Below are 23,514 nucleotides of genomic sequence, written 5' to 3'. Positions count from 1 at the left end.
CCACTCAACCCGGGCGTCCATGGCCAGAAAGAGCTCAGGGAGCGGCGTGGTCCAGGCAACCTGCGGCGACCACCCCAACCAGCCGACGGCAACCGAAAACATCCGATCGACGTAGCTCCCGTTCTCTACGGCGCTGACGCCGTCGCCGCCTGCTGCTTTCCCGGATCACCTCCCCGGGGGTTGTAGAGCGCATACAGGTAAGCCGTCGCCGCAGGCACCAAGTCAGCAACGCCCTGCTGCCAGATCGCCTCTGCCAGTTTTTCAACGGCCTCCTTGTCTTCCATGCCGGAACCGGCAGCAAAGACGACGGTGACAGCATCAACGCCTACTGCGCGCAGCCTTTCGGACGCACCACGGAGCCCACCAAAGTGGGCCTCAATGGTGCGGACGGCCCTGAGCGTTGGCGACAACACAAGCACTCGCCCGCCCACGGTGACTTCGGTTGTACCGTGCAGAGTTTTGCTCACTGACGCCCCCTATCAGGCAGCCGCAGCGGCTGGAATTTCCAGCACGTCGGAGTTGATACCCAGGGTGATGTTGCGGCGCACCACGTTGTCGGCGGCACCAGGCGCAACGGTGTTGTTCATCACCTTGACCCGCATGTAGAAAGTGGTCGGATTGATGACCGGGGTGGCGGTCGGATCACCGTCGTTCAGGGTGATCTTGATGTTGTAGTCGCCCTTGCTGCGGTCCTTATGCGCGGTCTTCACTGCGCTCTGGCCAGCATCACCGTTGTCCAGGCCGACGGTGATAGTCAGGTCGCCCGCGTCAGCAGTACCTTTGTATTTGCGCACGCGACCGTCTTTCAGCGAGGTGAAGTTCACACTGCTGAAGGTGTCACCGAACTCACCCAGGTCCTCGATCTCGCCCACTTCAACGTAGGTGTCGGCCTTGTACTCGGTTTCGGTGTCCGCGCCGGTCTTGCCGCCGATGAAGAAGCGGCAGCCGGCGGCTGTGTTGAGGTTGTCATCGGCCATGGGGGGTCCTCCAAAGGCTCATTGGATAAAAGCCGCGGTGCGGCCGTTGGGTGGTTCAGTGGGTGGTAATCACGCGGACGGTGATCGAGCCCTGGTAAGTGATACCGTCGGCATCGCGCTGGGCATCAGCCTGCTCGACCCGGACGGAAACGGCACGCCCCACCTCCAGCGGTAGACGGCGCTCGTCCAGGGCGACGATGACCTCGCCGTTGATGCGCTTGACCTCAGCCTGGCCCACGGCATCAGACCAGACCGACAGGTACAGCAGGCGCGTTTCGCGCTTTCGGCCAGAGATGGGGCTGCTGTTGACCGAGACTTCCCGGTCGATGGAAACGTACGGCATAGCCGCATTCAGCGGCGCACCGTCGTAAATAGGGCAACTGACCTCGGCCTGAAGCCTGGCGAAGATTGCCTCCTGCAGGGCCAGCGATGGATCAGCCATTGCCTACCCCCTGGCTCGCCTTGCGCAGCGTACGTCGGACGGCTTCCTCAAGGTCGGCCATCACGTACTCGCGGTTGACATCCCGAGACGGTCGTAGCCACGGGTGAGCCGGCCTGGCGGGTATGTCCGGGTACTTACCGAAGAAGTGCTGCCCATCCGACTTGTTCTTGGTGTCGCGCTGACGGAACGCATTGCGGCGCCCTTTCAGTTTGGACTTGTCGCGGTTATTGGTGTGCACACCGCCAACCGCGTTGCGGTCGGCTCGCTGGTAGATGCTGCCGGAATAGCCCTTGGTGCCATACTCGAGGAACCGCAGGTAGAAAAATCGGCGGTTGTCCCGCTTGCCTCTGATGCCGACCTGGGCATCCAGTCCGCTGGGAGCGACGTAGACCCGCAGCGCCGCCGAAGCAGCACCGGTGTCCTTCGGGATCAGCTGCTGCTGGGTAGCCAGCACGCGCGCGGCCGCTTTGGCCATGGCCGGCTGCAGTTCGTTGTCCATCGTCTGGTGTATGTTGCGCAGCGTCCGGCGCAGCCGGATATCGCCGCGGATACTGGACCGGCGCGCCATGGCCTACTCCTTGGCCTGGGCGGCCTTTGCTGGCTTTTCGGCCGTCTCAATGATTTCGACTGCGTAACCGCGAGCGATCAGGCCCTTGCCGTACTCATCCTTTACATCGAAGATTTCGCCCTTCTCACGCTCGCCAGAAGCGCCAGTCAGCGGTCCCAGTGCTTGAATTTTCATGGTTCACCTCATGGATTCGGTACCGATGAGCAGAGCAGCCTCATCAGGGTGTTCTCGTTGTCCGGCAAAACTGCCTCGACCTGGTAAGTGACCCCGCGGCGTGTCAGACGCGACCCGGCAACGATGTCTGAGCGCGGCCTGCCAATGATTTCGGCCGTGACAACAGCACTCAGTTTTTCAGCAACTGCCGTTACACGCCCGGTAGGGGTACGGACTTCGCCCCACATTTCAGGGCGAACTGCAGGAAGCCACGTCACTGTGGCTCCCCCGGACTTATTGCGCTCCTCATGTCGGTGGGTCACCTCAAACAGGTGACGTAGCGGCCCGGCTCTCATACGCCCCACCCGACACGGTGTGGAGTCAGAAGCGCCTTAGAACCTTGCGGCAGTTCAGTGGCGATGGTCCCGATCACAACGTCCTCACGGTTTGTGTAAAGGTGCCCAAGGATCAGCAAGCAGGCCGCGTTGATCTGCTTGTTGCTGACCATGGGGAATTCGCCGGCATCTCCAGCGGCGACAGCCTCATCCAGCGCCTGCTGATCGGCGTAGAAGCGACGGTTCAGATAGTCCATCGCCTGCCCCTCTGCTGCGTCGATCAGAAGCTCCAGGTATTCGTCGGCATCGTCAGGGTCTCGAAGGTGATGACGGGCGATGGTCAAGCTGATAACCGGCATGCTTCTACTCCGTCAGCGGGTCGAGCGATGCCAGCTTCCGTTGCACCAGTTCTTCCGCGTGACGCCGCGGGACCGAATAAGCCGGACCACCACGACGACGAAGCTCGCCTTCGTCCATGTAGGACCGCAGCGGGTAAATCTTAAGAACCGCAGGGTTGGGACTGGCCGCAGGATCTTCTCCGGTCGTAAGTTGATCAGAATCATTGCCGTCTTCTGCTGCCACCGATCCTACTTGGCCGGCCCCCTCGGAATCGCCTGAATTAGCAGCAGGAGCATCGGTGTCAATAGCCTGGTTGGGCGCTGCCGCTTCAGGTTCGACGCTCGAACCTACCTGACCTGCTGGTAGTTTCTGCACCGTGCCCTCCGACAGGCCTGGATCAGTTACCAGAGGTTCACCCTCACCAATGGTCGGCATGGCCGCAGTGTCAGCCGAAGGGGGCACGCTGCCACCTTCCGACTGAACACCGTTGTCCTCCGCGGGCGAGGCAGGATCTTTCACATCTGCCGTGGTTGCTGGTGCTTCCTGTTTACGTGCCATAGGAGTACTCCAGTCGGGCGCCATTACTGGCGCCGCATCGCGGATGGTTTAGGGGGTGACGGTGGTCAGCGGGCCAGTGACGAACGCTTCATCGCGATAGATGGCAAAGGCCAGACGCTCTTCAGCGCGGATCGTCGCCATGTTGTTCTCGAAGTCCTTGTCGTTTTCGGTAGAGATCAGCACTTCGATTTCCATGCGGTCAAAGATCTGAGCGCCGAGCTTGAAGGCACCAACCAGGAAGTCGTTCTGGGTCATGGCCTGGGTGGAAACCACCGGACGATTCCACAGCTTCGCGTTGGTGCCTTCTTGCGGTTGACCGATGATGTAGCGGCCTTCCCCGTCCTTGGTCAGCTCAATGGCCGCCCAGTCGATCGGGTTGAGCACGATACCGTCGGATGGGAACTCGGCCAGCTCGGCCTGCAACAGCGCCAGACGCAGACGGTCGATGCGCTGCTCGCCCACTACGGCTACGCCAGCCGGAGCCGCGTACAGCTGAGCCACAGTCATGAGGCCCTGCAAGTTTGCACCGGTACCGTTGCCATAGAGCAACTGAGCTTCTTCCGCCATGGTCAGGCCGTAGCGCGCGCGACCGTCGATGTAGCTCTGCAACGCCTTGGCATCGTCGAGCATCTGGCGACTGGCCTTGAACAGATGAGCGATGGTACGAACGTTCGCCGTCGCCAGCGCGAAGGTCAGGTCGGAGTATGGCTTGGCAGTAGTCTCCGCGACGGTGCGCGCATTGTTAGTGAAGCCGGTCTCGCGGATGTACTCGATCGAGTTCGATTCGGTCATGCCTGGCGCGACCAGGTCGCGGATGGTCAGTCGGCGTTGCGGCGGGGCAATGATCCCCGGCAGGCGCTGGGTCTGCACCAGATCACCACCGGTTGCGGTGGTGATAGCTGCCCGCGGCACCGATACGCGACGAGAGCCGCGGAAGGACGAGTTCATGTCCTTCATCTCTTCGCTTTCGATCACGAGCGCGCCTACCGATTTCTGCGGCTCTTCCTGATGGCTGCGATCCCGGCTTGCGTTCACGAGCTTCTGCTCGGCCTCACCCAGGCGCGCCTGAAGTTCGCCCTGCTTGGTGAGCAGTTCATCGACCTTGGCCCGGGTTTCGGTATTCATTTCACCGGAAGCCTTGATTTGCTTCTCGGTGGCCTCGGCCTGGCTTTTGATCTGATCGCCAATGCCCTTGAGGCTGGCGTTGAGTTCCTTGACTTGGGCTTCAAAGTCCATGGTCACTTTCCTTTCAGAGAATTGAGGAGATTGGTTGCCGCGCTCAGAGAGGCGGAGAGGTCTGGCGCGACAGCGCGGGGCTTATCGGGCGGGGCAGCGTTATGCGTACCCCCGCCGGCAGCGCGAGGCATGCCGGACTTGAAATTGGCGAACAGTTCGCGGCGCGAAGAACGAGGCATTCCGGCCTTTGCCAACGCGACGTCCATCGCCTTGAGCGCATTGCTCTGCGTCGACTCTTCGCTCTCGCGCTCGGTGATCTCGGTTGACGACAGGACGCTGGTGGCCAGGCCCAGCTCCACAGCGCGCTTGCCACGGATGAAGGTCTCGTCATCCATCAGTTCGGCCATGTCATCGACAGCTTGGCCGCTGGTTTCGGCATAGAGGTCGGCCATCGCGGCATCGAACTCCTGCATGTCATCAGCCACATCGCGCAGGTAATGACGGTTGCCCGCGAGGAACGTCCAGCAGTTGTGGATCATCAGGAAGGCGCTGCTGGCTACCTGCCGGTCGCTACCGGCCAGGTAGATGATCGATGCGGCGCTGGCAGCCATGCCGAGCACCTTGGTGGTGACCTTGTGGCTGTGTTCCTTCAGACGGTTGTAGATGGCGATGCCTTCGAACATGTCACCGCCAGGCGAGTTGATGTAGACCGTCACATCCTTTTCACCGATAGAGCGAAGTGCAGCATCGATTCGTTTGAGGGTCACACCCTCGCCGTACCAGTCCTCGCCGATCACGCCGTACACCGTGATGGTGTCAGAGGTGTTCTCGACAGCCGCCTGGATTGCCGGATTCCACTTTTCGAGCGCGCGCGGGCTCATCTCGCTGCGCAGGCCGCGAGACTGAATCTTGTGTTTCATGGGTCACTCCCGAGAGGTGCTATCCGGCTCTTGCAGCCAGTTCATCAGGGCGGCTCGAACAGCTTGCCCATCGTTTTGCTTGCCCAGCTGGTCCAGCGGCACGAGGTTCGATTGCACGGTCAGTACATCGCCACCAGGCATACTTGGCAGGTTCTCTTTCCGCCGGCCCTCGTTTCGGGTCATGTAGCCGTTCTGCCCCATCGTGCTGAGATAGGCCGCACGGCCCGCGCTGTCCGCACGTAGAAATGCTTCAAGCGAGTACTCGGCGTAGAACTTGATCCGGTCAACCGCCGTCATGCACCACTTGTTCACGCACTGCTCAATGGGAGCAGTGAAGGACATGATGCAGTAGGTGAGAAACGCGATCTGCTGCTGTTCCAAGCCGGTGCCCCAGTTGCTGCCCTTATCGGTCTTCATCACCATCCAGGGCGGGACTCCGAACCAGCGACAGATCTCCTCGATGCTATGCCCTCTCGACTCCAGCAACTGCGCATCGGCGGGATTGATGCCGATCATCTCCGGCTTCACGCCCTGCTCGAGCACAGGGCTCTTGCCCGCATTCAACGCCCCGGAGATCGTCTTCACGTACTCACGAAACTCAACACGCTGGGCCGGGTTCAGCGTCTTGTCGACCGAAAACGCGACAGTGGGCATCATGCCGTTGCGGAAGGTGCTATTGGCGGCATCATCTGCTGACATCGCTGAACCGAACACATCCGCGCCGTAACGTATGGCGGAGAGCCCAACCCGACCATCCAGGGTAAAAGCCGGAATGTGTAGCATGTCCTGCCGCTGGATCTCTCGGCGGGGCCCCTTTCGGGGCCTGAAGAAATACCTCAGCCGCCCATCATCGTCGAACTCAAGCTCGACTCGCGAAGGCATCAGAAAGTCGAGGGCAATCACGCGCCCGGCTGATCGGTGGATCTCGCAGTAAGCATTGCCCCATAGCAGCATCGAGGCGACGACGGCCTGCCAGAAATGGAAGGCAGCCATATCTTCGTTGGGACTGGTGTGGACCACATCGTAGAGCGGGAAGTCTCGCGCGCTCTCGCGACTGCCATCTGGCATGCGGCGGTAGATGCTCAACGGTAAGCCAGCTACCGAGGTCGAGATAATCCGAACGCATGCCCACACGGTAGACAGGCGCATGGCCTTATCGACGCTGACCGATTTGCCACTGCTGGATTGGGCGCCGTTAAAAGCACTCCAGAAACCTCCATCTGACAGCTTGATGGTCTTGCCCAACCATTCACTCATACTGGCTGAAGGCTTGGCGGCAGCAGCCCCCAATGCCTGGGATAGAGATTTAATCACTGACAAGCCCTCTGCGGATGAAGCCGGCGATGCAGAAGAAGCTCAGCGATCCGGCGAGCAATGCCCAACCAGTGCCAGCCAACATCCAGACCCCGGCACAAGCCAGGCCGAAAGCTACCAACGCGCAGGCGATGAATATGTGAAATGCGTTCATGCGATCAGTGGATCCCGAATGCCTGCCATGAAATTGTCCATTCCCCCACGGCCTTCTGGGTTGAGGCTGAGCAGTGAAACGGCGTTAAAAGTCGCCATCAGCGGGTCGATCTTGGCGGTGCCCGAGGCCTGCTTGTTGATCAAGAAGGCGTTGGCCGACGGCACACCCTTAGCGTTTCCGCACGACCAGGCCATGAGCGGCTGGCCGCAGTGCAGCAAAGTACCCTCGGCAAGTTTCCGCTCTGTCGTCTTGATCGCGCCGGTGAGCTTCCAGCCCTGGGAAATACCAACGATCTTGTCTTCCTCGACACCAGCATCAGCCAGGGCGTCGAGGACCGAACCGATTCCTGCCGGGTCGAGCCCGACCTTGTCCAGCAGTCCAGTCTCATTGATGCGGGCGACGATGGCCGCGAATTGCTCGACGTCCTGCCCAATCCGCTTCACGATGGTCAGGTCGCCAACTGCCTCAAGATCCCTGATCCGAGGAGCCTCGGACTTGCGGCGCTCAAGCACTGATGGGTGTGCCCAGGCGTGAGCCCAGTGGAACCACCGACGAGTGCCAGCTTCCCGGCCGAGGACGGCAAGACCAAGCAAATCGTCAAGCCCCCCTCCATCACCACCAACATCGATGACTTCACAACGCTCAAGGATTTCATCCAGGTTGAGCCAGGTGGCCGCTTGGGGCTCCCAGAACTCGGCTCCGACCCAGGCGTCCGACATGAGTGCCAGACCAATCTCTATGTTGAGGTGCTTGGCCAGGAAGCCACGCAGTTCCGCCTCACCATCGATCTCCGCCTGCATGAACAAGCGCTCAAGCGTCGGACGGTCGACCGAGAACCCCATGTTGGGGTTAACCAGATGGAAGTTCTCTGGTTTACGGGCTTCACCGCTGTCGATCATCTCCTTCGAGAATTCGTAAATGATCGGCAGGAAGCGGTTGTCGTTGATGCGGCCATCACGCACGCCGCGGGCGTAATTCAGTTTCGACCGGAACACACCTGCCGGCGGTTCGTTCGATTGCGTGGTCAGCCAGATGACGAAGCCTTCAGGCCTTGACAACAGGCCGCCGGTGGCCTCCCGAATCATGTCGGCCGCTTTCGGGTTCTTGCCGAACAGCCAGGCCTCATCGATCAGTACGCCGACAGCCTTCTTGCCACCAACCACATCGCTGTCTGCAGCAACCACCTTCAGCGTGGCGCCGGTCTCCCGGTGCGTGATCAAGCGAAGGTGTGGCTGCACGTGCAACAGATCCTTCAGTTCCTCGTCGTTGTTGACCATGTCCTTGGCCGGAACGAAAGCGTTGTCGGCAATCTCTTTGGTCGGCGCCAAAATGATGAACTCGGCCGACATCCGCCAGTTACGAACCAACGCCGTCAACATGATCGCGGCAGCAATCGTCGACTTGCTGTTCTTCTTCGGGATACAGAGCATGAACTCCCGAATCAGGCGTTCACCGGTCTCGCTGTTGTAACTGCCGAACACAGCCCCTGCGAATGCGAGCACCCATGGGGCGCATGCGCTCTCGATGGTTGGGCTGCCCGGGGCATCGACAATGCGCAGCCCCTTGAAAACCTCAAGGCTCTCTTCTGCCTCTTGGGGGAAGAGCGGGTCGGGAATGATGGATTCGCCGGCAGCCAGGCGCCGCCACCAGTCTGGGCAGGCCGTAGTCCAAAGCATGCATCACCCCTTGACGACTGTGAGGGGCGGCTTGCTCTGGGAATACTTGCCCTTGCCGGCCTCTTTCGCAGCTTCCGCCTTCTGTTCTTTCTTGCCTGCCTCTGCCTTCTTCCCGTGGATATACGGGATGGCCGTCTGCGCGGCGTTGCGCCGGTCGAAGACCTTGGCCCGGGGCTCGTTCATCAAAGCGAGCAGCCACACCAGTGGGTCGTCAGTGGACGGCAGGCAGCTCAGGAACTCGCCGTCAGCCTCGTTGATCTCGACTGAGTCTTCACTGGCTTCATCAGCCTTCGGTTTGGCTCTGCGCTTTTTCGGCTCAGGGTTAACACTGAGCTCGGCTCGGCGAGCGAGAATTGCCGATGCGATCTTCGGATCATTGGCCCAGCGTGAACCGGCTGCCGCAGCGGTCGAAGGCTTGCTACCCGCGGCCTCCGCCGCTTCTTTGTTGGACGCGCCCCGGGCCTTAGCGTCAACAAACTGTCGCTGTTTGTCTGTTAACACCATTAACAAAAACCTTTAGGGGGGAGAAAAATGTCTACGTGGGGTCGGTGGCGGTCTAGCTAGATGAGAATCCCTAACTTTTGCCCCCCTACCCCTTCCGCGGCACGTCACTGGCGTGCCTCTATGGCACCGCGCTGGGTTTCGGCGATCCATTGACGTGTCAACCACCCAGCCCCGCCGCCTCCTCGGCCTGCTTGACGGAGTCGTGGCAAGGCTTGCAGAGACTCTGCCAGTTGGTCTGATCCCAGAAGAGGACCATGTCTCCACGGTGAGCAACAATGTGGTCGACAACCCTGGCCGCAGTAGTGCGGCCGTTCCGCTCGCAGTAGACGCACAACGGGTTGTCGCGCAGGTACCGCTCTCGGGCTTGCTGCCACTTGTAGCCATAGCCGCGCTGGGAGCTGGTCATGCCGCTTCGCCAACTGCCAGGGCTCACCACCTTGACCCGAGAGCCTGCGCTCTCCTTTATACGAGAGCCGAGCGTCTTGAGCCTGGCCATCAGTCTTTCGACTCGGTGATCAAGCGCACGATGTCATCAGTCCGCTGCTTAACCTCCAGTACCTGACCGTCGAACGTGCGAACGATGGCGCAGATGCCGTGCCACTGACTGCTGGTGCAGGCTTCGTCTACACGTGCGATGGCAGCGGGAGCGAGGTAACGCTTGAGGCCGTTGCTGTCGGTCAATGTGATCATCTGCTTACCCCTGAGCCTTGCGAGATAGGAACAGGTCGGAGTAGCCGCGAAGCTTCTCCACCCCCATGAAGCCGACCATGCCGCCGGCGAAGGTGGCCATGCCCTGCGGCAAGCCCATCCATTCAAGCAGCGGGACCAGGGCTAGGGTAATGAGGCCGCACAAGGCGCCCTCCAAGAACATCTGCCGGCGGGTGCCACCGCCATAAACCACCCGGAGGACGGCGATGGCGACTGACAAGCCAGCGGCATACAGCTGAGGCTGATGGGCCAGCACCCAGGTGAGCACAGCGGCCCACAGGCCAGGATCCTTCTCGGGCATGTTTGGCATCTCGGTTCCTCCCTTTTGGGGAGCGGAATAGGTTCGGGCCCAACAGCACTCCCAGCTCGGGGCGATGGGGGTGGTGGAGCCGAAACGAAAAAGCCCCAGCAAATGCCGAGGCTTGGAAAGGTTGCGCTAGACATACAGAGCCCCGCGCATGGCGGGAGCTCGTCAGTGACAGTTCTCAGCCGGTAACGAAATCGCCTGAGAAATCTAGAGGTGTGTTCTTGGCGAGGAAATCGTGCCCAGCCCAGGTAAGTTCGAAGATGTCGAGTTCATCCCGGCCTTTTTCGCCTTCAGCCTCCCTCGTTACAAATCCTGCAGTCTCCAGCAGATGCAGGTGGTAATCGACCTGCAACAACACCTGGGTGCTATCAACATCTGCGCCTACCAAAGTGTTCTCGTGCAGGTGTCGCAGCTCTTTACGATAAAGACCTACACCTTCATGGTCCTCTGCCTCGATATAGCTGAGCAGGGTTACAGCTAACTCTTCATTCCGCTCCATCGCCACAACTCCTTCGAACGATAACCTAACAGCACAATGCCATCAGATTGCCGATACTACTGGAGAAGCGCGCTCACAAAAAACCCCGACGCATTGGCCGGGGTTTCACTGTGTCGCGTTGCTTGCAAGCTGGACACGCTGCTATGAAAACAGTTGTTTATCCGCGCGGAAAGCTTTTTATGCAGCCTCGCGCAATTGCTCCAGAGCGCAATCGATCCAGGCCACTCCAGTGTTGATCAGCTCCCGAGCCTTGGCTTCACCCATCTTGTGCTCGCGAGCGATCCGCAGGGCCGGCCACTTAGCACCGAAGTACAGCCAGACGAAACCGCCCATCTGCGGGTTGCGCTTGTTCAGCCTGGCTACGGCGCCGTCCACTGCAAGAGCTAGGTCGTCCGTGATCACGTATTGCTTGAGCCCGCCTTCCGCCGGGGCATGTTCCTTCATAAGCGCATACAGCGGGCAGACATACTGAGGCACGCCCATGCCATCCATGCGCCACCAGCCCCATTGCTCGAGCATGTACGCAGTGTCACCAAGAGCCTTGTCTGCGTAGGTTCGTTTTTTCATGTCCTTCCCCCTCAATCCCCGGTGTAGTTGGTGCCGCCGGCGCCGCGCCGGTTGCTTCCCTGATATGTCGCCTCAGGCCCGGATGCCTGAGGGTTCTTCAACTGCTCGATCTGCCGGAGCGCTGCCCGAAGTCTCATGCTGAGCTGGGTCACCAGTTCATCCAGGGCCAGGGCCTCGCCAGTTGCAGCCACTACCCAGCCCGAGGCGTTGCAGTGGTCGCATGGCAGTTCGTGAAACACACCCTGAGTGACCGCTCTCCCACGGCACAAAGGGCACTTTTCCAGCTCGATCACGGCCTTCTTGAAGGCTGGGCCGTGCTTCTTCATCAGCCGACCACCTTCAGCCCTTGGGCGCGCAGCGACTTTTCAGCCACCTCGTGCGCCCACTGCCCATCAGGGTCACCCACGATCAGTTCGAAAGGATTCCTGATCCGCAGCGATTCGCGAGATGCCTGCCAGATCAGGAAATAGATCGGGTAAGGGTGTATCAGCTGGCTCTCGCACCACGCAGCGAAGTCCGGATAGCCAGGATGGTCGGTGATCGACTGATTGAGCACCGAAGGAAGGTCGGAGCGCGCCTTGTCGCCATTATTCATTTCGAATCCTCGCTAATTACAAATTCGGTAAGGTCGCTGGTCGCCTTGTGTTCCGCTGGCTCGCCCGAATTCTGTGAATTTTCGGATAAGGCCTTGGTAAGGCCGTGAATGGCACCAAAGCCGATGCCGTCTAACCAGGCGTGCCACTTCTCCAGGGCTGCCCGGCGCTGCTGCATGGCCTGGGTGTGGATGTAGGTGCTGGCGATCTTGCCCAGCGTGTGGTTCAGCAGCATTTCACCGATGTGGCCGTCGATGCCGAGGTCGGTCCATGTGGTGCGGGACACCTTGCGCAGGTCGTGGCTGGTCCACTCGCCCTGCCCCAGCCGGGTGAACACCATGCTTGCCTGGGTTTCGCTCAGCGGCAGCCCGCGCCGGTTCGGGAACAGGTACACGCCCTCGTAGCCTTGTGCATGCTGAATCGCCCGGTACCGGCTTAGCAGCGCCGACACCTGGGCGGTCAGCGGCAGACGGTGCTCGGTGCGGGTCTTCGTGTTGGCCGCGGGAATGAACCACTCGGCAGCGGCCAGGCTGATCTCGCTCCAGCGCGCCATGCGGGTTTCGCCAATCCGGGTGCCGTGGGCCAGCATCATCAGGGCCAGCATGGCGTCGCCGGGTTCCTGCTCGAAGGCCTGGTCCAGCTGCTGCATCAGTTCGGGCAATTGCACACCCCGCAGCCGCGACGCCTTGGGCAGGATCCGGGCCTTGGTGAAGTCGTTGAAGCGCATCCCTGCCATCGGGTTGCGGTCGATGAGGCCCAGCTGCAGGGCCTGACGGAAAGCAGTCAGCAGCAGCGCGAACATCTGCCGCAGATAGGACAACGACACTTCGGCCTGGCACGGCCACATCAGGTGCTTGTCCAGCACCTCGGCATTCACACCGGCCACGGCCAGGTCATCCAGGCGCGGCTTCAGGTGCTGGACAATGGCGGATCGGGCGCCGGCCTTGCGTTTTGCCGACAGCGAGCGGTCCCGCGCCATCCGGTCGCCGTACCAGTCGAGCAGCTGGCCCACGGTGGCCATGCCCGACACCACCGGCGCGGTGGCCGGGTCGCGCAGCAGGCGCTGACGCAGCGCGGGCAGCTCGGCAATCACCGCCGCCACGCTCAGCTCTGGCCAACGGGCGACCGGCACCCACTTCTTGCCGCGCACCAGGTGCCAGGTACCGCGCTCGCGGTTGCTCCAGAAGCGCAGGTACAGGCCTGGGTGACGCGGGTCGCGCAAGTCACGCACCGACTTGTCGGCGGCCTGCCGGCGCACCTCGGCTTCACTCAGTTTCACTTCCCGGGTAGCACTCATGCGGCCACCGTCGCAGGCAGCAGCAGGTAGGCGCGGATGGCCTCAACGGCATCGATGCTGCCCCGGCACACGATCGCCAGGTAGCCTTGGCCGGCCAGCGCCTGCAGATAGGCGTCTTGGCTGGGCGATACCGGCGCATCGAACGGCGGCATGGCCTTGAACTCGATGTAGAGACCGAAGTAGCGGCCGCGCGCCATCGGCAGCACTAGGTCGGGAACACCGGCCTTCACGCCTTGCCCCTTCAGCTTGGCGGCCACGGCCTTGACCCGGTGCCCACCGTTCGGCACGTGGTAAATCAACTTGTAGGCCTGCGGGTAGCGCATCTGCAGCTCCTGCATCAACGCGGCCTGCTCCTGCCCTTCCCGGTCGACGGGCTTGGCGCGGGCCGGCTTGGCCTTGAACGGGCGAAGGGCGGGAGCATTCATGCGATCAGCACCCCCTCGTTCAGCAGCAGCGCCTGGGTGCGCATGACGCCCTCGGCGTGGTACTGGCGGGCGGTATCCCGGTCCACAGCCCGGCTACGCCCATCGCAGGCGTCGTGACAAGCGCTGCAGCACCACGCGCCCTGCAGGTCGTGCGGCTTCTTGCCGACGCCGCAGGTGCCGGCCAGGCGGTAGTGCGCGAGTACGGTGGTCTCGGGATTGCCGTTGCACACGCCCGGGATGCGCACCTGGCACTCCCGGCCGCGCGCGGCCTTGGTCAGCTTGGTTTGCCGCATGGTCAGAACTCCTCCTTGCCACGGTGCGATTCCCACTCGAAAGGCACCACCACCCCGCCGCCTTCGCGCAGGCGGTCATAGCACCGCTCGCCCATGGCGTGGCGCAGCTGGCTGGCCTCCAGGTTGGAAATCACCACCGTGGGGCGCATCTGCTCGTAGCGCCCGTTGATGATCGAAAACAGGGTGGTCAGCTCGAATTCGCTCGGCTGCTCCTTGCTCACCCCGACCTCGTCCAGCACCAGCAGCGAAGGTTCGATCAGGCTGGACAGGATGTCGGCTTCGGTCTGTTCGCTGTGACGGTCGTACGTGGCGCGGATGGATTGCAGGACGGCGCCCACCGTCCGGTACACGGCCGTTGCCGAGGTGTTGCGCATCAGCTCGTTGGCCATACCGGCGCCCAGGTGCGTCTTGCCGGTACCGACCTTGCCCAGCAGCATCAGGCAGCGGCCGGTGCGCTCGATTTCCTCGAACGCCGCCACGTAGCGAGTGCAGTAGGCCAAGGCCTTGCGCTGCCCTTCGTGCTCAACGCGGTAGTTGGCCAGGGTGCGATCGGCAAAGCGTTTTGGGATCAGCGCCGAACCCAGCTTGCGGGTCATGGCCTCACGCTTCAGGCGGGTGTCCTCAGCCAGCTGCTTGGCTTCGCGCTCGGCAACGGCTGCTTTCTCGCACACAGGGCAGCGCCCGACGATTTCGCGGCCCATCAGCATGGTTACACGCTGCTCGAAGTCGCCGTGATGCTCGCAGTGCGCGGGCTGGACGCGGAAGCCAGCGGTGTTTCTCACCTCGGACATGGTGATCACCGATTCAGATCGCATAGGTGCCGTCCTCTCGCGCGGCCAGGCCGGCGGTGTAGTCGCGGTCGTCGAAGCCGTGGTGACGGCTGTGAGGTTTTGCCTGTGACGGCAGCTGGGCGCTGATGCGCTTGGTGACCCACTCCACTTCGAAACCGCGCCATCCGTTCTCGACGGCGACTTCCAGGGCTTGGGCTGGCTGGATGCCGAAGGCCTTGCACTGCTCCAGCTTGACGTTCAGCCCCGCCCAAATCCGGGCGGTTACTGGGGCCTTGGCAGCCTTGCGGACAGTCAGGTAGTCAGCGATCAGCGATTCATCCAGGCCGTGAGGGTTGTCAGCCAGCATCGCGGCCTTCCCGAACGGTGCTTTGCGATCAGTTTTGGCCGGAGCCGGCTGCTCATCGCTGGGGGGGCATGTATTTTCTTCCGAAGGAAGAAATACATAGGGGGTTAGATTCTTAGAATAAAGAAGGGAGTCGGCGGTTTTGGTCTGTTTCGACTCATCGCCGATTCGGACCACTTCTGCCGAATCGGCTGTTTTGGTCTGTTTCGGCTCAATGACGTAGACCCAGTCTTTCGGTTCATTCACGCCGATATCACCCCGTGCACCGCCCTCGCGGAACAGAACCCGACGACGCAGCAAGCTCGAGATTGCCTTGGATACGGAGTCAGGGTGGGCGTGAATGGCTTTCGCGATGTCAGTCGCCGGGATGCGTTGAGCGCCCGCGCCGTAGTTGATGGTGGCCTTGGCCACGTACAGCACAATTTTCATCTCCCGGGCCGGGAGATCGATAGCCAGCAGGCCATCCATGAGCTGGTTGTCCATCCGGGTGAACCCCCTGGACTTGTCAAGTGGGACGATGTTTGTCATGCTTCAACTCGTGTCAAGTTGTAGAGAAAGCCGCCCTGCCAGGCGGTTTTTTTTCGTCTGCAATTCCAATACTGGATGGATTCGCAGGTGTTTCAACCATCTACTGGCGCAATGCCAGATCTCACATAATCACCACCATCAGATGGCGAAGTTCTTCGTCAGGCAGCAGATCGCTGGGATGGAAAAGGCCTCCGCTCGACAGCTGAATAGCCACCATCTGGAAGTTCGTAGACGCTGATATCTCGCTTTGCGAGAAGCGCTTTGTGAATGGCAGGAGCCGTGACGCGCAGAAGCCTGGCCGCTTCGGACTGCCCTTTTTCAGCAACGAATTTGTCGAGGGGGGTCTCGCTCATGATCAGGCCTCGGTTGTTCATACCCCGGATATTAACCATCGGTTGATTATCTGTCCATACCGATGGTTTCTCCCTTTTCTTTAACCATTGGTATATGTTCGCGCCATGACCAAGAAACGAATCCTCCCTCCCGACCGCCTGGCTGAATGCGAAGCGGCACACGCGCTTTTCCTCGCTCGCAAGAACGAGCTGAAGCTCAGTCAGAAGAAAATCGCGGACGAGGCCGGCATCACACCAGCTGCGGTAAACCTCTATTTCAAGGGTCTCAACCCACTGAATGCGAAGTTCGCGGCGGTGCTGGCCAGACTTTTGGAGGTTCCTGTCGAACAGTTCAGCCCGCGGCTGGCGGACGAGATTCGATCTCTGCGCTCGCTTCCGACCGGTGATCAGGAGCACAAGAAAGGCGCAGCAGAAAAGGTAATGGCGATGCTGAAAAAGCACGCGGGCAAGACGCTGGACGAGGACGCCCAGCAGAAGATCGCGGCCGCAGTTGCAGATTCTCTGGTCGAAGAACGCCGAAGCAATGTCGTATCTGCGGATTTCTCAGGCCTGAAAGTGAAGAAGGACGAGATCTTCATCCCACAGTACGACATACGCGCTTCGATGGGGCACGGACAGGTACCTCCCGACTACACCGAAGTCATGCGGAACGTGATCGTGAAAGAGTCCGTGCTGCACGAAAAAGGGGTCAGCTATACCTCCCAATCTGCATTGGCCATGATCTTCGGCTGGGGGCAGAGCATGGAGGGCACTATCAACGACAAAGACCCGCTAATCGTTGACCGTGGGGTAAACGAGTTCGTCGGAGATGGCATTTACGTCCTGACCTGGCATGGACATCTTTACATTAAGCGCCTGCAGTTCTTCGATGAAGATCACTTCTGGCTGATTTCCGACAACGAGAAACACAAAGACCAGCAGGCCAGGATTGATGACGTTACGATCCATGCGAAGGTCCTGCTGATCTGGAATGCCAAAAAAGCCTGATTGAGCCCGCCGTGAGCGGGCTTTTTATTTTCAGAACGGGGCTTCTTCTTCCAGCGCCTCCAGCTCCTCAGGCGGCGCCTCTCGGTCTTCGTCGCTCTGCATTTCCCATTCGATTTTTATTCCACCTTCCTCCAGCTGCGTGATCTCCAGGCCGTCGGTTTCGTCCAGAATCCTCATGATCTCGGCCCACTCAACATCACCATCTGTATCCAGTCGATGAATGGCCACCCAGCGTTGCTCCTGCGCTTTTGGGTGATTGATCATGTTGGCTACCCTCAAGCCCAACCGCTCTAGTGCGGTCATTCCTTGGCGCTGCTGCGTTGGCGCCGTCTTGTTTTGCTTGGCCATGACACCTCCTGAGTAACTGTACATACATCCAGTAAACCGGATCATAGCGTACAGCCATTGAAAATAAATTAACCATCGGTATTGACGCGAAAAGCATACCGATGGTTAACTTTGTTCATCGAGGCGCACCTGCCCCTCGCCGGCCTAGTAGGCCACCGCTCTTTACACAACTCGACACCCGTCACCCTCAGCGGCACATGAGGGCAGCAGCTGCCTCATGCAGTGAGCTGGGTTCAGGTAACCAAGTGGCGCGCATGCCAATGCGGGGAAGCGCGTAGCCCAGAGAGCGATGGGCGCCTGGATCACTTCGATTTCACTGGCTGGCCTTGGCAACAGGGCCAGACGGGAAATCAACCCCACGGAGCAACACCCCATGCTTGGAAAACTGTTCGGCAAGAAAGGTCGTGAAGCCCGCGCTGCAATGCAGGTGGTTCAGAACCGCGACCTGATGCAGGCGATCGTCTACGGCGCCTTCTACGTCGCTGCTGCCGACGGCGATATCGGCGAAGACGAGATCAAGAAGACCGAGAAGCTGATCGCCAACACGCCTCAGCTCAAGGGCTTCGGTCCGGAGCTATCCAACACCATGGACCGCGCCGAGAAGGACTTCCACGACGGCGGCCATCGCATCCTGCGCATGAACGCCGAGAAGGAGCTGAAGGACTTGGCCCACTCGCCAGAAGAAGCGGCCATCGTCCTCAACGTCATGCTGACCATCGCCGAAGCCTCGGGCGACATCGACGACAAGGAAATGGCCGTCCTTGAGAAGTCGGCGAAGCTGATGGGCCTCAGCTTGAAGGACTACCTGTGATCCGTATCGCGTCGTTCGCGATCATGGCCGGCGCAGTCGTGTGGCTGGTCATGCGCGGCATCGACTACGGCACCTGCGCCTGGTACGGCCACCAAACCGAGCGCGACACCCGCTACGCCGCATTCGTCGGTTGCATGGTGAAAACCAGCAACGGATGGGTGCCACGCAACGAACTGCGAACCCAGCAGTAGCTCCGCGTCAGCCTGACGAAAACTGCCCGATCAACCTGGTTCCCCATCACCAGGCTGCATCGGTCGTGGCGTTTGCCCTCCCCTGGTCCGGGAGGTAGACGGCAGCGAGCGTCACGACCAATGCAGCCCAACGGAAGCGAACTCAAATGGCAAAGTCGTTCAAACAAATGATCAAGGATGGCGAGGTGCGGCGCGCCGATGCCATGAAGGTTCAACTCGAGGACCTGCACGAAGAACCTGGTTTTAACCTGCGCACGGAGGGTGATGCTCTCGAAGCGAGTATCAACGCACTTGCAGAATTCATAGCTGCGGGCGGCCAGATCCCACCGCTGGAAGTTCGTCCTCGAGCCGAAGGTGGTGTTTGGCTTGTCGATGGTCACCGCCGGCGCCGAGCGCTTTTGAAGCTCGACGCCGAAGGAAGGCTTCCTCGGACACCGAACAAAGACCGTCCTGAGGTGCATGAAGCTTGGGTGCCCGTGATCGCCTTCGAAGGCAGCGATGCTGATCGGGTGGCACGCATCATCACCAGCCAGGAGAACGAAAAGCTTTCCCCTCTTGAGCTGGCTGAAGGCTACAAGCGGCTCCGCGCTTTTGGCTGGTCGGTAGAGCAAATCGCCACGAAGGTTGGGAAGACGCGGCAGCATGTCGAACAGGTTCTCACGGTAGGCAACGCAAACACTGATGTGCAGAACCTGGTAGCCGCCGGCCATGTTTCGGCGACTACAGCTGCTCAGGTTGTTCGAGAACACGGCGACGGCGCCGGGAAGATTTTAGGCGCCGAGCTGGAAAAAGCCCAGGCAAGCGGCAAGAAGCGGGTAACAGCCGGCTCTATGAAGGGCCCTTCGATCCCGAAGCCACGGCTCGAAGCCGTACACGCCGCATCGCGCAATTTAATTGCATCGCTGGACTCGATCGACGAGGACAGCCGATCACTCACCATTCCCACCGCGCTCGTCCTGCAGCTGCGCGAAGCGCTGGACGGTGCCAAACCGAGGTAGCACCTCATGGACACGATCACCTGCGGCTCATGGATTGGCCAGCTCGGCAAGGCGCTGGCTCCCCGTGAGCTCGAAGCACTGTTATGGGTGGCTCAAGGCCTCACCACCAAAGAAATCGCCCGGCAGATGGCGGTGAGCCCAGGCACCGTGGCCAACCGCATCGAGGCCGCGCTGTACAAACTCGAAGCCGGCCGCCGTATCGAGGCGGTCACCAAGGCCATGCGCCAGAACATCATCAGCCCGCTCTGCATCGCCCTCGCCGCTCTCATTGCCATGCATGCGGTGATCAACGACAGCGACCCCATGCGCCGCGACCGCCGCGCGCCGGAGCGCCGCACCGCCCAAGTTCGAATCGTTCGCAAGGCCGAGGCCTTCGAGCTCCACGCCTGACCCTCCCGAGGATCCCCCATGCAGACAACAATGCACCCGGCCTTCCAAGAGAAGGTGGACACGCTCAAGGCGCTCCTGGCTCGCACTCAGGAAGCCCGTGACGAGGCCTTCGCTAAGATAGGCAAAGGCGCCCCGCGCTATCAGGCCTCTGGCAAGGGCAAGATCTGGGATGTGATCGAAATCGCCACGGGCGCCAAGCAGGGCTTTGCCTACAGCTACCAGACGGCCATGCGGTTTGTGGATGCGATGGAGGCAGGCGCGGCGAGCAAGCAAGGCGGCATGCAATGAGCAAGCGCAAGCCGCACAACATGCGTACCAGGCTGGAGCGCACCTGCAGGGCCTTGGTATCGGCCAACCACGCGGCCGTGGTTAATATCGACCCCAGCGGCCAGCAGGTGCTGATCAACTGGAAGAACCTCAAGCAGATCCGCGTGCGCCAGGTCGTAGACGCCGTCTGCGACATCCCGCACCGCTGGACCATTTACCTCAGCGTGCTGTGCCGGACGGAGTTCGGCGAGCGTTACCACAAATCGATCGAGGTCGCTCCACAGGGCAACTACCGGGCCGAGCACCTGACCGATGTGATCGAGGCTACCTACACCGACCTGCGGGCCACAGCCAACCCCAAACACCTGGTGGCGGCCGGCTGGATCGCCATCCCCACCGACACAACGCTCGACGAAGCAGAGGCCGCCAAGATCTTTGCCGCTGTCGGCGCCTGGAATCAGCAGAAAGCAGCATGAAACGCATCACCGCACGCGTCCGGCACGGCCGGCGCCAGCAGCACATCAATCTGCCCCCCAGCGGGTTGAGTAGTTCTACCCAATTAGAGCCGCCAACCCTGCCAAACCATGTTTCCAAACCGTGTAACTCATCCATGTTCCTCCGAGTAACACCAAAAGAGAAAAATACTTGAGCAGCCGGAAGGACCATTCTCCTTTTTTGACTCGTTTCCACTCAGTCTTCAGAACAGACTGGGCCTCGACAACAATATCTTCTACTCGCTGGACGTATGCATCCGGGTTTTTGCCAAGACCGTCTGTTTTGGCGACAAGGTCAATGAGTTTTTTATCCTTCTTTCGGTTCAGACGAAGTCTGATTCGAGTAACAACCACAACGGTCTCAAGGAAATGCTCTTGCTTTGATAGGATAAATTTTTGCTTCTCATCCTCTGGCATCTCCTTAACGATAGTGGATATTGACTTAACAACGGACATATGAGCAACGAGCTTTGAAACATCATCCCTTAGGGCATCAATCCACGCCTGTCGAAACTCCGATGTCTTCTGATCCTTAGTTAATATCGCAAGCGCAAGAGATATACCGCCACCTATCAGAGCTACTGCTATCGCGCCTACAAGCGGGATGATTAGTGCGTCTTCCATATGCCCTCCCATTCGGAGGCACTAATTTATCAGCATCTTTATTTTTTCACATCACAGCCGCATCCGGCCACGGAGGGCGGCGCATGCATGGAGAAAGCCATGAACGTCGAAACCTCGACGGTTACTAAGCTGCTGATCACCGAGGTACACGGCCTCGACCCGATCAGCGTCTACCTGGAAGACTTCGCGCCCTGCAAGGGCAAGATCACCGTCAGCTGCTACGACAAGACCTGGCACGCCTACTGGGGCGGCATGTGGGATGGCCTGACCATCGGCCAGTTCTTCTGCAAGCTGCACGACGCCTACATCATCGGCTACTTCGACCGGGCGCTGAGCTCTCGCCGGTTCAGTGCTGAAGCGCTGGCCGACAAAGCGCGGAAGGTGATCGTGCAAATGCGGCGTGACCGGGACCTGGACGCAGAAGATGCCCGAAGCCTGCTCGACGAGGCCGAGGATGTTCGACACACCAGCTCGCTCGATGAGTGCGGCGGTGCCCACCGCGAGTTTATGCACCGCGTGTTCGGTGACGACTGGTGGAACCTGCCAACCGACGCCATGGAGCGCAATCCTGACTGGGACTACCTCTGCCGGATAATCGCGACAGTGCAGCAGGCCCTGGCCAAGCAATTCCCGATCACCACCTGACCCGCGCTGCCCGCCAGCGCCTTCCCCTATTCAACGGCAGGGTCGGTGCCAAGGCCTTTCCGGTAGCGGGCAATCGCGATGATCTGGCGCAGGCTGATGACCATTTCCTTCTTCAGGTGGTCATCCGGCAGACCGATCTTTTTCAGCATTGCCTGGGCTTCTTCCTCGATCGAGGCAAGGGCCTGGGTATCGCTTTTCAGTGTCATGGCGACCTCCACGGGGTCGAGTCAGCCATGAATTGATAGCTCAGCAGAACAATGCGCGCCAGCTTAGGTGCCTTCCACTCAGGACGAGCCCACTTGACTCCGTTGGCTCTAAATGATAAAGAATGAAGTGCAAACATAGCCAGCAGAAGGGAAACTGCGATGAAAGAAATGTAATCGTTAAACCCTGGCAATAAACAAAAAGCCACTACTAAGTGGCTTTTTGTTTTCCAACCTTCGCAAGGACCTAAGACCGCGCTGTATCTATTACTACATCGGCATCTTCTGCAGCTTCTGCTTTAGCTTCTGCCTCAGCTTTAGCCACCGTATCAGCATGTGTGTCGTGCACGATTTCTGAAAGTTTAGTCAGATACTTAACCCCATAAACCGTCTCGTACCCTTCTAGGAACTCTTGCCGTTCTCTGAACTTTCTGAAAAGTGGCCAATCATGATATGCCTCTTCGCATACAATCTCACCTTTTCTGCCAATCCTTATCATTAGACATTTAGCCTCTTCATACTCTTCCAGAAGAACAGCCCTCGCCAATCTAAAATCATAGATAACGGCAGACCAGTCCTTCTTATCCAATATTCGCTTCGCTGCGCTCAACCCGCCAATTTCTTTTGCGGCGATAGCATGATTCAAAGTAAACATTCTGGCCATTACATCATCGGATTTCTTAGGGATTCCGCTTGCAAACTTACATAACGACTCTGCTGTCCTAAAATGCCCCAACTGAAGAAAATCATAAATGAGATAATTTAGCTCTGAATCTGCCTTACGCCTCTCGGACTCAAGCAATTTTCGCCACACTGTATGACCAAGCATTACCCCAACTTCGGTTATTATCCTGCTCGTAGTCCAAAAATATTTTACATTGATGCTTAGCTGCTTACCGATCTCGCAATCTTCCGGGATTTTGTATCCAGCTTCTGCACAGACTTTCAGGTATTGCTGACTCACTATTCCATTGCAATGTGTAAACAGATTACGTCGCTGCGACGCCTCGATAAACAATGGCCAGCTATCAAATTTAGTTAGACTCTCAAACTTAAATCTTCGCTCGAACTCCTTGAACTGCTCCCCATAACTTTTGCGCCTTATCGTTTCAATTTCTTTTTCAAGAACTGCAACCTTAAACTCTCCAAGAGTATCGTACTCTAGCACCTCAGCAGCTGTGTACTGAGACCCAAGGGCCTTATATAACTCCGGGCAAACAGAGTAAACACCCTCAAGCAACTCACCCACAAAACTGTCAAAGCAGGTAAACATGCCAATAAACAAGCTACGCTCTAATGTACTAACAGTCGCATCATTCTGGAATCTTTCGCTTTTTCGGATTGCTTTCCTAAGTTCTCTAGCAGCAACCAGCTTTTCTTCGGGCGAAGCTTCAGACTCGAGGATTTTTTGATTGGCATCAAGCGATTCTCTGATTTCATTGTAGTTATCAGTGAATCTTTTGCTCGCCTGCGGAAGGCAAGTTCTAGCGCATTCTTGGATATCCCTGACGGTATGTACGAAACGTTCAATGGCGCTCGCTATAAGATGAAGTTCCTCTTCAAGGGATTCAAAATCATCGTCATCAACTTCAGCCTCAATTCCCAACTGGTCTATTGCCATCTTTACACCCTCATCAGCGCTACCGTCGTTCAACCTGACACCCTTCCTGAGATACCATGAAGGCTTAATGATGGCACAACGCATTGCCGCAAAAAAGCCGGAGTCTATGGTATCC

The 23,514-nt window shown here is 59.3% G+C and carries 38 protein-coding genes; 8 read left to right on the top strand and 30 right to left on the bottom strand.

Annotated features, from left to right (window positions below; genetic code table 11):
- Positions 1–125: 125 nt before the first annotated feature.
- The 26 genes from CAG00_RS15870 to CAG00_RS15750 all read right to left on the bottom strand — a co-directional run bounded on the left by CAG00_RS15870 (position 126) and on the right by CAG00_RS15750 (position 15,820).
- Positions 126–467, bottom strand: coding sequence for a hypothetical protein (locus CAG00_RS15870; protein WP_085664720.1), 342 nt, complete (start codon positions 465–467; stop codon positions 126–128).
- A gap of 12 nt (positions 468–479) precedes the next feature.
- A complete protein-coding gene (locus CAG00_RS15865; RefSeq protein WP_085664719.1) occupies positions 480–977 on the bottom strand; it encodes a hypothetical protein in 498 nt (165 codons plus the stop codon).
- 55 nt (positions 978–1,032) lie between these two features.
- The gene (locus tag CAG00_RS15860; RefSeq protein ID WP_085664718.1) at positions 1,033–1,419 is read right to left on the bottom strand and encodes a DUF3168 domain-containing protein; all 387 of its coding nucleotides are present in this window, start codon (positions 1,417–1,419) and stop codon (positions 1,033–1,035) included.
- On the bottom strand, positions 1,412–1,987 hold the full coding sequence (locus CAG00_RS15855) for an HK97 gp10 family phage protein (protein WP_085664717.1): 576 nt from the start codon (positions 1,985–1,987) through the stop codon (positions 1,412–1,414). The genes CAG00_RS15860 and CAG00_RS15855 overlap by 8 nt, the downstream gene beginning before the upstream one ends.
- A gap of 3 nt (positions 1,988–1,990) precedes the next feature.
- Positions 1,991–2,161 (bottom strand): hypothetical protein, encoded by a 171-nt coding sequence (locus CAG00_RS28825; protein WP_176240893.1) that lies wholly within the window; start codon positions 2,159–2,161, stop codon positions 1,991–1,993.
- A gap of 8 nt (positions 2,162–2,169) precedes the next feature.
- Positions 2,170–2,496, bottom strand: coding sequence for a phage head closure protein (locus CAG00_RS15850; RefSeq protein WP_085664716.1), 327 nt, complete (start codon positions 2,494–2,496; stop codon positions 2,170–2,172).
- Entirely contained in the window at positions 2,493–2,834 is a 342-nt protein-coding gene (locus tag CAG00_RS15845) for a head-tail connector protein (RefSeq protein ID WP_085664715.1), read from the bottom strand. Before CAG00_RS15845 ends, CAG00_RS15850 begins: the two co-directional genes overlap by 4 nt.
- A gap of 4 nt (positions 2,835–2,838) precedes the next feature.
- The gene (locus CAG00_RS28820) at positions 2,839–3,372 is read right to left on the bottom strand and encodes a hypothetical protein (protein ID WP_176240892.1); all 534 of its coding nucleotides are present in this window, start codon (positions 3,370–3,372) and stop codon (positions 2,839–2,841) included.
- 48 nt (positions 3,373–3,420) lie between these two features.
- Positions 3,421–4,608: a phage major capsid protein gene (locus CAG00_RS15835; RefSeq protein ID WP_085664713.1), complete on the bottom strand. Its 1,188-nt coding sequence runs from the start codon at positions 4,606–4,608 to the stop codon at positions 3,421–3,423.
- A 2-nt stretch (positions 4,609–4,610) separates the two neighbouring features.
- Positions 4,611–5,468 carry a head maturation protease, ClpP-related gene (locus CAG00_RS15830; RefSeq protein ID WP_085664712.1) on the bottom strand — a complete coding sequence of 286 codons (858 nt, stop codon included), beginning with the start codon at positions 5,466–5,468 and terminating at the stop codon, positions 4,611–4,613.
- Between the two features lie 3 nt (positions 5,469–5,471).
- Complete coding sequence (locus tag CAG00_RS15825; RefSeq protein ID WP_085664711.1) at positions 5,472–6,782, bottom strand: phage portal protein; 1,311 nt, start codon at positions 6,780–6,782, stop codon at positions 5,472–5,474.
- A 150-nt stretch (positions 6,783–6,932) separates the two neighbouring features.
- Positions 6,933–8,612 carry a terminase large subunit gene (locus CAG00_RS15820; protein WP_021784908.1) on the bottom strand — a complete coding sequence of 560 codons (1,680 nt, stop codon included), beginning with the start codon at positions 8,610–8,612 and terminating at the stop codon, positions 6,933–6,935.
- 3 nt (positions 8,613–8,615) lie between these two features.
- Complete coding sequence (locus CAG00_RS15815; RefSeq protein WP_085664710.1) at positions 8,616–9,116, bottom strand: terminase small subunit; 501 nt, start codon at positions 9,114–9,116, stop codon at positions 8,616–8,618.
- Between the two features lie 157 nt (positions 9,117–9,273).
- Positions 9,274–9,612, bottom strand: coding sequence for an HNH endonuclease (locus CAG00_RS15810; RefSeq protein ID WP_041506011.1), 339 nt, complete (start codon positions 9,610–9,612; stop codon positions 9,274–9,276).
- Positions 9,612–9,806, bottom strand: a complete 195-nt coding sequence (locus CAG00_RS15805; protein WP_085664709.1) for a hypothetical protein — start codon at positions 9,804–9,806, stop codon at positions 9,612–9,614. Before CAG00_RS15805 ends, CAG00_RS15810 begins: the two co-directional genes overlap by 1 nt.
- 4 nt (positions 9,807–9,810) lie before the next feature.
- The gene (locus CAG00_RS15800; RefSeq protein ID WP_010952643.1) at positions 9,811–10,134 is read right to left on the bottom strand and encodes a phage holin, lambda family; all 324 of its coding nucleotides are present in this window, start codon (positions 10,132–10,134) and stop codon (positions 9,811–9,813) included.
- Between the two features lie 175 nt (positions 10,135–10,309).
- Entirely contained in the window at positions 10,310–10,630 is a 321-nt protein-coding gene (locus CAG00_RS15795) for a DUF2513 domain-containing protein (protein WP_085664708.1), read from the bottom strand.
- Between the two features lie 177 nt (positions 10,631–10,807).
- Positions 10,808–11,197: an antiterminator Q family protein gene (locus CAG00_RS15790; protein ID WP_085664707.1), complete on the bottom strand. Its 390-nt coding sequence runs from the start codon at positions 11,195–11,197 to the stop codon at positions 10,808–10,810.
- Positions 11,198–11,208: 11 nt separating this feature from the next.
- On the bottom strand, positions 11,209–11,526 hold the full coding sequence (locus CAG00_RS15785) for a hypothetical protein (RefSeq protein ID WP_085664706.1): 318 nt from the start codon (positions 11,524–11,526) through the stop codon (positions 11,209–11,211).
- A complete protein-coding gene (locus CAG00_RS15780; RefSeq protein WP_085664705.1) occupies positions 11,523–11,792 on the bottom strand; it encodes a hypothetical protein in 270 nt (89 codons plus the stop codon). The genes CAG00_RS15785 and CAG00_RS15780 overlap by 4 nt, the downstream gene beginning before the upstream one ends.
- Positions 11,789–13,087: a site-specific integrase gene (locus CAG00_RS15775; RefSeq protein ID WP_085664704.1), complete on the bottom strand. Its 1,299-nt coding sequence runs from the start codon at positions 13,085–13,087 to the stop codon at positions 11,789–11,791. The genes CAG00_RS15780 and CAG00_RS15775 overlap by 4 nt, the downstream gene beginning before the upstream one ends.
- Positions 13,084–13,512, bottom strand: a complete 429-nt coding sequence (locus CAG00_RS15770; RefSeq protein WP_085664703.1) for a VRR-NUC domain-containing protein — start codon at positions 13,510–13,512, stop codon at positions 13,084–13,086. The genes CAG00_RS15775 and CAG00_RS15770 overlap by 4 nt, the downstream gene beginning before the upstream one ends.
- Positions 13,509–13,805: a DUF1364 domain-containing protein gene (locus CAG00_RS15765; protein ID WP_013971297.1), complete on the bottom strand. Its 297-nt coding sequence runs from the start codon at positions 13,803–13,805 to the stop codon at positions 13,509–13,511. Before CAG00_RS15765 ends, CAG00_RS15770 begins: the two co-directional genes overlap by 4 nt.
- A gap of 2 nt (positions 13,806–13,807) precedes the next feature.
- Positions 13,808–14,620, bottom strand: coding sequence for an ATP-binding protein (locus tag CAG00_RS15760; RefSeq protein WP_085664702.1), 813 nt, complete (start codon positions 14,618–14,620; stop codon positions 13,808–13,810).
- A complete protein-coding gene (locus CAG00_RS15755) occupies positions 14,610–15,467 on the bottom strand; it encodes a replication protein (protein WP_085664701.1) in 858 nt (285 codons plus the stop codon). Before CAG00_RS15755 ends, CAG00_RS15760 begins: the two co-directional genes overlap by 11 nt.
- A gap of 158 nt (positions 15,468–15,625) precedes the next feature.
- Positions 15,626–15,820 (bottom strand): Cro/CI family transcriptional regulator, encoded by a 195-nt coding sequence (locus tag CAG00_RS15750; RefSeq protein ID WP_176240891.1) that lies wholly within the window; start codon positions 15,818–15,820, stop codon positions 15,626–15,628.
- Positions 15,821–15,925: 105 nt separating this feature from the next.
- Here CAG00_RS15750 and CAG00_RS15745 point away from each other — a divergent pair, with 105 nt between their 5' ends.
- Positions 15,926–16,807, top strand: a complete 882-nt coding sequence (locus tag CAG00_RS15745) for a LexA family transcriptional regulator (RefSeq protein ID WP_085664699.1) — start codon at positions 15,926–15,928, stop codon at positions 16,805–16,807.
- Between the two features lie 30 nt (positions 16,808–16,837).
- Here CAG00_RS15745 and CAG00_RS15740 read toward each other — a convergent pair whose 3' ends face one another.
- Positions 16,838–17,155, bottom strand: coding sequence for a DUF1654 domain-containing protein (locus tag CAG00_RS15740; protein WP_085664698.1), 318 nt, complete (start codon positions 17,153–17,155; stop codon positions 16,838–16,840).
- A 373-nt stretch (positions 17,156–17,528) separates the two neighbouring features.
- On the opposite strand from CAG00_RS15740, the gene CAG00_RS15735 reads away from it, so the two are divergent.
- The 6 genes from CAG00_RS15735 to CAG00_RS15710 all read left to right on the top strand — a co-directional run bounded on the left by CAG00_RS15735 (position 17,529) and on the right by CAG00_RS15710 (position 20,288).
- Entirely contained in the window at positions 17,529–17,966 is a 438-nt protein-coding gene (locus tag CAG00_RS15735; protein ID WP_085664697.1) for a tellurite resistance TerB family protein, read from the top strand.
- Positions 17,963–18,157 (top strand): hypothetical protein, encoded by a 195-nt coding sequence (locus CAG00_RS15730; protein ID WP_085664696.1) that lies wholly within the window; start codon positions 17,963–17,965, stop codon positions 18,155–18,157. Before CAG00_RS15735 ends, CAG00_RS15730 begins: the two co-directional genes overlap by 4 nt.
- A gap of 146 nt (positions 18,158–18,303) precedes the next feature.
- Positions 18,304–19,155 carry a ParB N-terminal domain-containing protein gene (locus CAG00_RS15725; protein ID WP_085664695.1) on the top strand — a complete coding sequence of 284 codons (852 nt, stop codon included), beginning with the start codon at positions 18,304–18,306 and terminating at the stop codon, positions 19,153–19,155.
- 6 nt (positions 19,156–19,161) lie between these two features.
- On the top strand, positions 19,162–19,545 hold the full coding sequence (locus tag CAG00_RS15720) for a response regulator transcription factor (RefSeq protein ID WP_085664694.1): 384 nt from the start codon (positions 19,162–19,164) through the stop codon (positions 19,543–19,545).
- A gap of 18 nt (positions 19,546–19,563) precedes the next feature.
- Positions 19,564–19,833 carry a hypothetical protein gene (locus CAG00_RS15715; RefSeq protein WP_038408982.1) on the top strand — a complete coding sequence of 90 codons (270 nt, stop codon included), beginning with the start codon at positions 19,564–19,566 and terminating at the stop codon, positions 19,831–19,833.
- Positions 19,830–20,288 carry a hypothetical protein gene (locus CAG00_RS15710; protein WP_085664693.1) on the top strand — a complete coding sequence of 153 codons (459 nt, stop codon included), beginning with the start codon at positions 19,830–19,832 and terminating at the stop codon, positions 20,286–20,288. The genes CAG00_RS15715 and CAG00_RS15710 overlap by 4 nt, the downstream gene beginning before the upstream one ends.
- Positions 20,289–20,363: 75 nt before the next feature.
- Here CAG00_RS15710 and CAG00_RS15705 read toward each other — a convergent pair whose 3' ends face one another.
- Positions 20,364–20,930 carry a hypothetical protein gene (locus CAG00_RS15705; protein WP_085664692.1) on the bottom strand — a complete coding sequence of 189 codons (567 nt, stop codon included), beginning with the start codon at positions 20,928–20,930 and terminating at the stop codon, positions 20,364–20,366.
- 99 nt (positions 20,931–21,029) lie between these two features.
- On the opposite strand from CAG00_RS15705, the gene CAG00_RS15700 reads away from it, so the two are divergent.
- The gene (locus CAG00_RS15700; protein WP_085664691.1) at positions 21,030–21,575 is read left to right on the top strand and encodes a hypothetical protein; all 546 of its coding nucleotides are present in this window, start codon (positions 21,030–21,032) and stop codon (positions 21,573–21,575) included.
- A 26-nt stretch (positions 21,576–21,601) separates the two neighbouring features.
- Here the strand turns inward: CAG00_RS15700 and CAG00_RS15695 are convergent, their stop codons facing one another.
- Positions 21,602–21,781, bottom strand: a complete 180-nt coding sequence (locus CAG00_RS15695) for a hypothetical protein (RefSeq protein WP_085664690.1) — start codon at positions 21,779–21,781, stop codon at positions 21,602–21,604.
- A 244-nt stretch (positions 21,782–22,025) separates the two neighbouring features.
- Positions 22,026–23,432 (bottom strand): hypothetical protein, encoded by a 1,407-nt coding sequence (locus tag CAG00_RS15690; protein ID WP_256579000.1) that lies wholly within the window; start codon positions 23,430–23,432, stop codon positions 22,026–22,028.
- Between the last annotated feature and the right edge of the window lie 82 nt (positions 23,433–23,514).

Source organism: Pseudomonas sp. B5(2017), assembly GCF_002112825.1.
GTDB classification, from domain to species: domain Bacteria; phylum Pseudomonadota; class Gammaproteobacteria; order Pseudomonadales; family Pseudomonadaceae; genus Aquipseudomonas; species Aquipseudomonas putida_Z.
Note: the sequence above shows the minus strand (reverse complement) of the source record. Positions and strands in the feature narration are given on the sequence as shown.

What these genes read in the sequence shown, in the direction of transcription:
- CAG00_RS15865 (WP_085664719.1), bottom strand. Translation starts at nt 977, where the DNA reads ATGGCCGATGACAACCTCAACACAGCCGCCGGCTGCCGCTTCTTCATC.
- CAG00_RS15860 (WP_085664718.1), bottom strand. Translation starts at nt 1,419, where the DNA reads ATGGCTGATCCATCGCTGGCCCTGCAGGAGGCAATCTTCGCCAGGCTT.
- CAG00_RS15855 (WP_085664717.1), bottom strand. Translation starts at nt 1,987, where the DNA reads ATGGCGCGCCGGTCCAGTATCCGCGGCGATATCCGGCTGCGCCGGACG.
- CAG00_RS28825 (WP_176240893.1), bottom strand. Translation starts at nt 2,161, where the DNA reads ATGAAAATTCAAGCACTGGGACCGCTGACTGGCGCTTCTGGCGAGCGT.
- CAG00_RS15850 (WP_085664716.1), bottom strand. Translation starts at nt 2,496, where the DNA reads ATGAGAGCCGGGCCGCTACGTCACCTGTTTGAGGTGACCCACCGACAT.
- CAG00_RS15845 (WP_085664715.1), bottom strand. Translation starts at nt 2,834, where the DNA reads ATGCCGGTTATCAGCTTGACCATCGCCCGTCATCACCTTCGAGACCCT.
- CAG00_RS28820 (WP_176240892.1), bottom strand. Translation starts at nt 3,372, where the DNA reads ATGGCACGTAAACAGGAAGCACCAGCAACCACGGCAGATGTGAAAGAT.
- CAG00_RS15835 (WP_085664713.1), bottom strand. Translation starts at nt 4,608, where the DNA reads ATGGACTTTGAAGCCCAAGTCAAGGAACTCAACGCCAGCCTCAAGGGC.
- CAG00_RS15830 (WP_085664712.1), bottom strand. Translation starts at nt 5,468, where the DNA reads ATGAAACACAAGATTCAGTCTCGCGGCCTGCGCAGCGAGATGAGCCCG.
- CAG00_RS15820 (WP_021784908.1), bottom strand. Translation starts at nt 8,612, where the DNA reads ATGCTTTGGACTACGGCCTGCCCAGACTGGTGGCGGCGCCTGGCTGCC.
- CAG00_RS15815 (WP_085664710.1), bottom strand. Translation starts at nt 9,116, where the DNA reads ATGGTGTTAACAGACAAACAGCGACAGTTTGTTGACGCTAAGGCCCGG.
- CAG00_RS15810 (WP_041506011.1), bottom strand. Translation starts at nt 9,612, where the DNA reads ATGGCCAGGCTCAAGACGCTCGGCTCTCGTATAAAGGAGAGCGCAGGC.
- CAG00_RS15805 (WP_085664709.1), bottom strand. Translation starts at nt 9,806, where the DNA reads ATGATCACATTGACCGACAGCAACGGCCTCAAGCGTTACCTCGCTCCC.
- CAG00_RS15800 (WP_010952643.1), bottom strand. Translation starts at nt 10,134, where the DNA reads ATGCCAAACATGCCCGAGAAGGATCCTGGCCTGTGGGCCGCTGTGCTC.
- CAG00_RS15795 (WP_085664708.1), bottom strand. Translation starts at nt 10,630, where the DNA reads ATGGAGCGGAATGAAGAGTTAGCTGTAACCCTGCTCAGCTATATCGAG.
- CAG00_RS15790 (WP_085664707.1), bottom strand. Translation starts at nt 11,197, where the DNA reads ATGAAAAAACGAACCTACGCAGACAAGGCTCTTGGTGACACTGCGTAC.
- CAG00_RS15780 (WP_085664705.1), bottom strand. Translation starts at nt 11,792, where the DNA reads ATGAATAATGGCGACAAGGCGCGCTCCGACCTTCCTTCGGTGCTCAAT.
- CAG00_RS15775 (WP_085664704.1), bottom strand. Translation starts at nt 13,087, where the DNA reads ATGAGTGCTACCCGGGAAGTGAAACTGAGTGAAGCCGAGGTGCGCCGG.
- CAG00_RS15770 (WP_085664703.1), bottom strand. Translation starts at nt 13,512, where the DNA reads ATGAATGCTCCCGCCCTTCGCCCGTTCAAGGCCAAGCCGGCCCGCGCC.
- CAG00_RS15765 (WP_013971297.1), bottom strand. Translation starts at nt 13,805, where the DNA reads ATGCGGCAAACCAAGCTGACCAAGGCCGCGCGCGGCCGGGAGTGCCAG.
- CAG00_RS15760 (WP_085664702.1), bottom strand. Translation starts at nt 14,620, where the DNA reads ATGCGATCTGAATCGGTGATCACCATGTCCGAGGTGAGAAACACCGCT.
- CAG00_RS15755 (WP_085664701.1), bottom strand. Translation starts at nt 15,467, where the DNA reads ATGACAAACATCGTCCCACTTGACAAGTCCAGGGGGTTCACCCGGATG.
- CAG00_RS15750 (WP_176240891.1), bottom strand. Translation starts at nt 15,820, where the DNA reads ATGAGCGAGACCCCCCTCGACAAATTCGTTGCTGAAAAAGGGCAGTCC.
- CAG00_RS15745 (WP_085664699.1), top strand. Translation starts at nt 15,926, where the DNA reads ATGACCAAGAAACGAATCCTCCCTCCCGACCGCCTGGCTGAATGCGAA.
- CAG00_RS15740 (WP_085664698.1), bottom strand. Translation starts at nt 17,155, where the DNA reads ATGGCCAAGCAAAACAAGACGGCGCCAACGCAGCAGCGCCAAGGAATG.
- CAG00_RS15735 (WP_085664697.1), top strand. Translation starts at nt 17,529, where the DNA reads ATGCTTGGAAAACTGTTCGGCAAGAAAGGTCGTGAAGCCCGCGCTGCA.
- CAG00_RS15725 (WP_085664695.1), top strand. Translation starts at nt 18,304, where the DNA reads ATGGCAAAGTCGTTCAAACAAATGATCAAGGATGGCGAGGTGCGGCGC.
- CAG00_RS15720 (WP_085664694.1), top strand. Translation starts at nt 19,162, where the DNA reads ATGGACACGATCACCTGCGGCTCATGGATTGGCCAGCTCGGCAAGGCG.
- CAG00_RS15715 (WP_038408982.1), top strand. Translation starts at nt 19,564, where the DNA reads ATGCAGACAACAATGCACCCGGCCTTCCAAGAGAAGGTGGACACGCTC.
- CAG00_RS15710 (WP_085664693.1), top strand. Translation starts at nt 19,830, where the DNA reads ATGAGCAAGCGCAAGCCGCACAACATGCGTACCAGGCTGGAGCGCACC.
- CAG00_RS15705 (WP_085664692.1), bottom strand. Translation starts at nt 20,930, where the DNA reads ATGGAAGACGCACTAATCATCCCGCTTGTAGGCGCGATAGCAGTAGCT.
- CAG00_RS15700 (WP_085664691.1), top strand. Translation starts at nt 21,030, where the DNA reads ATGAACGTCGAAACCTCGACGGTTACTAAGCTGCTGATCACCGAGGTA.
- CAG00_RS15695 (WP_085664690.1), bottom strand. Translation starts at nt 21,781, where the DNA reads ATGACACTGAAAAGCGATACCCAGGCCCTTGCCTCGATCGAGGAAGAA.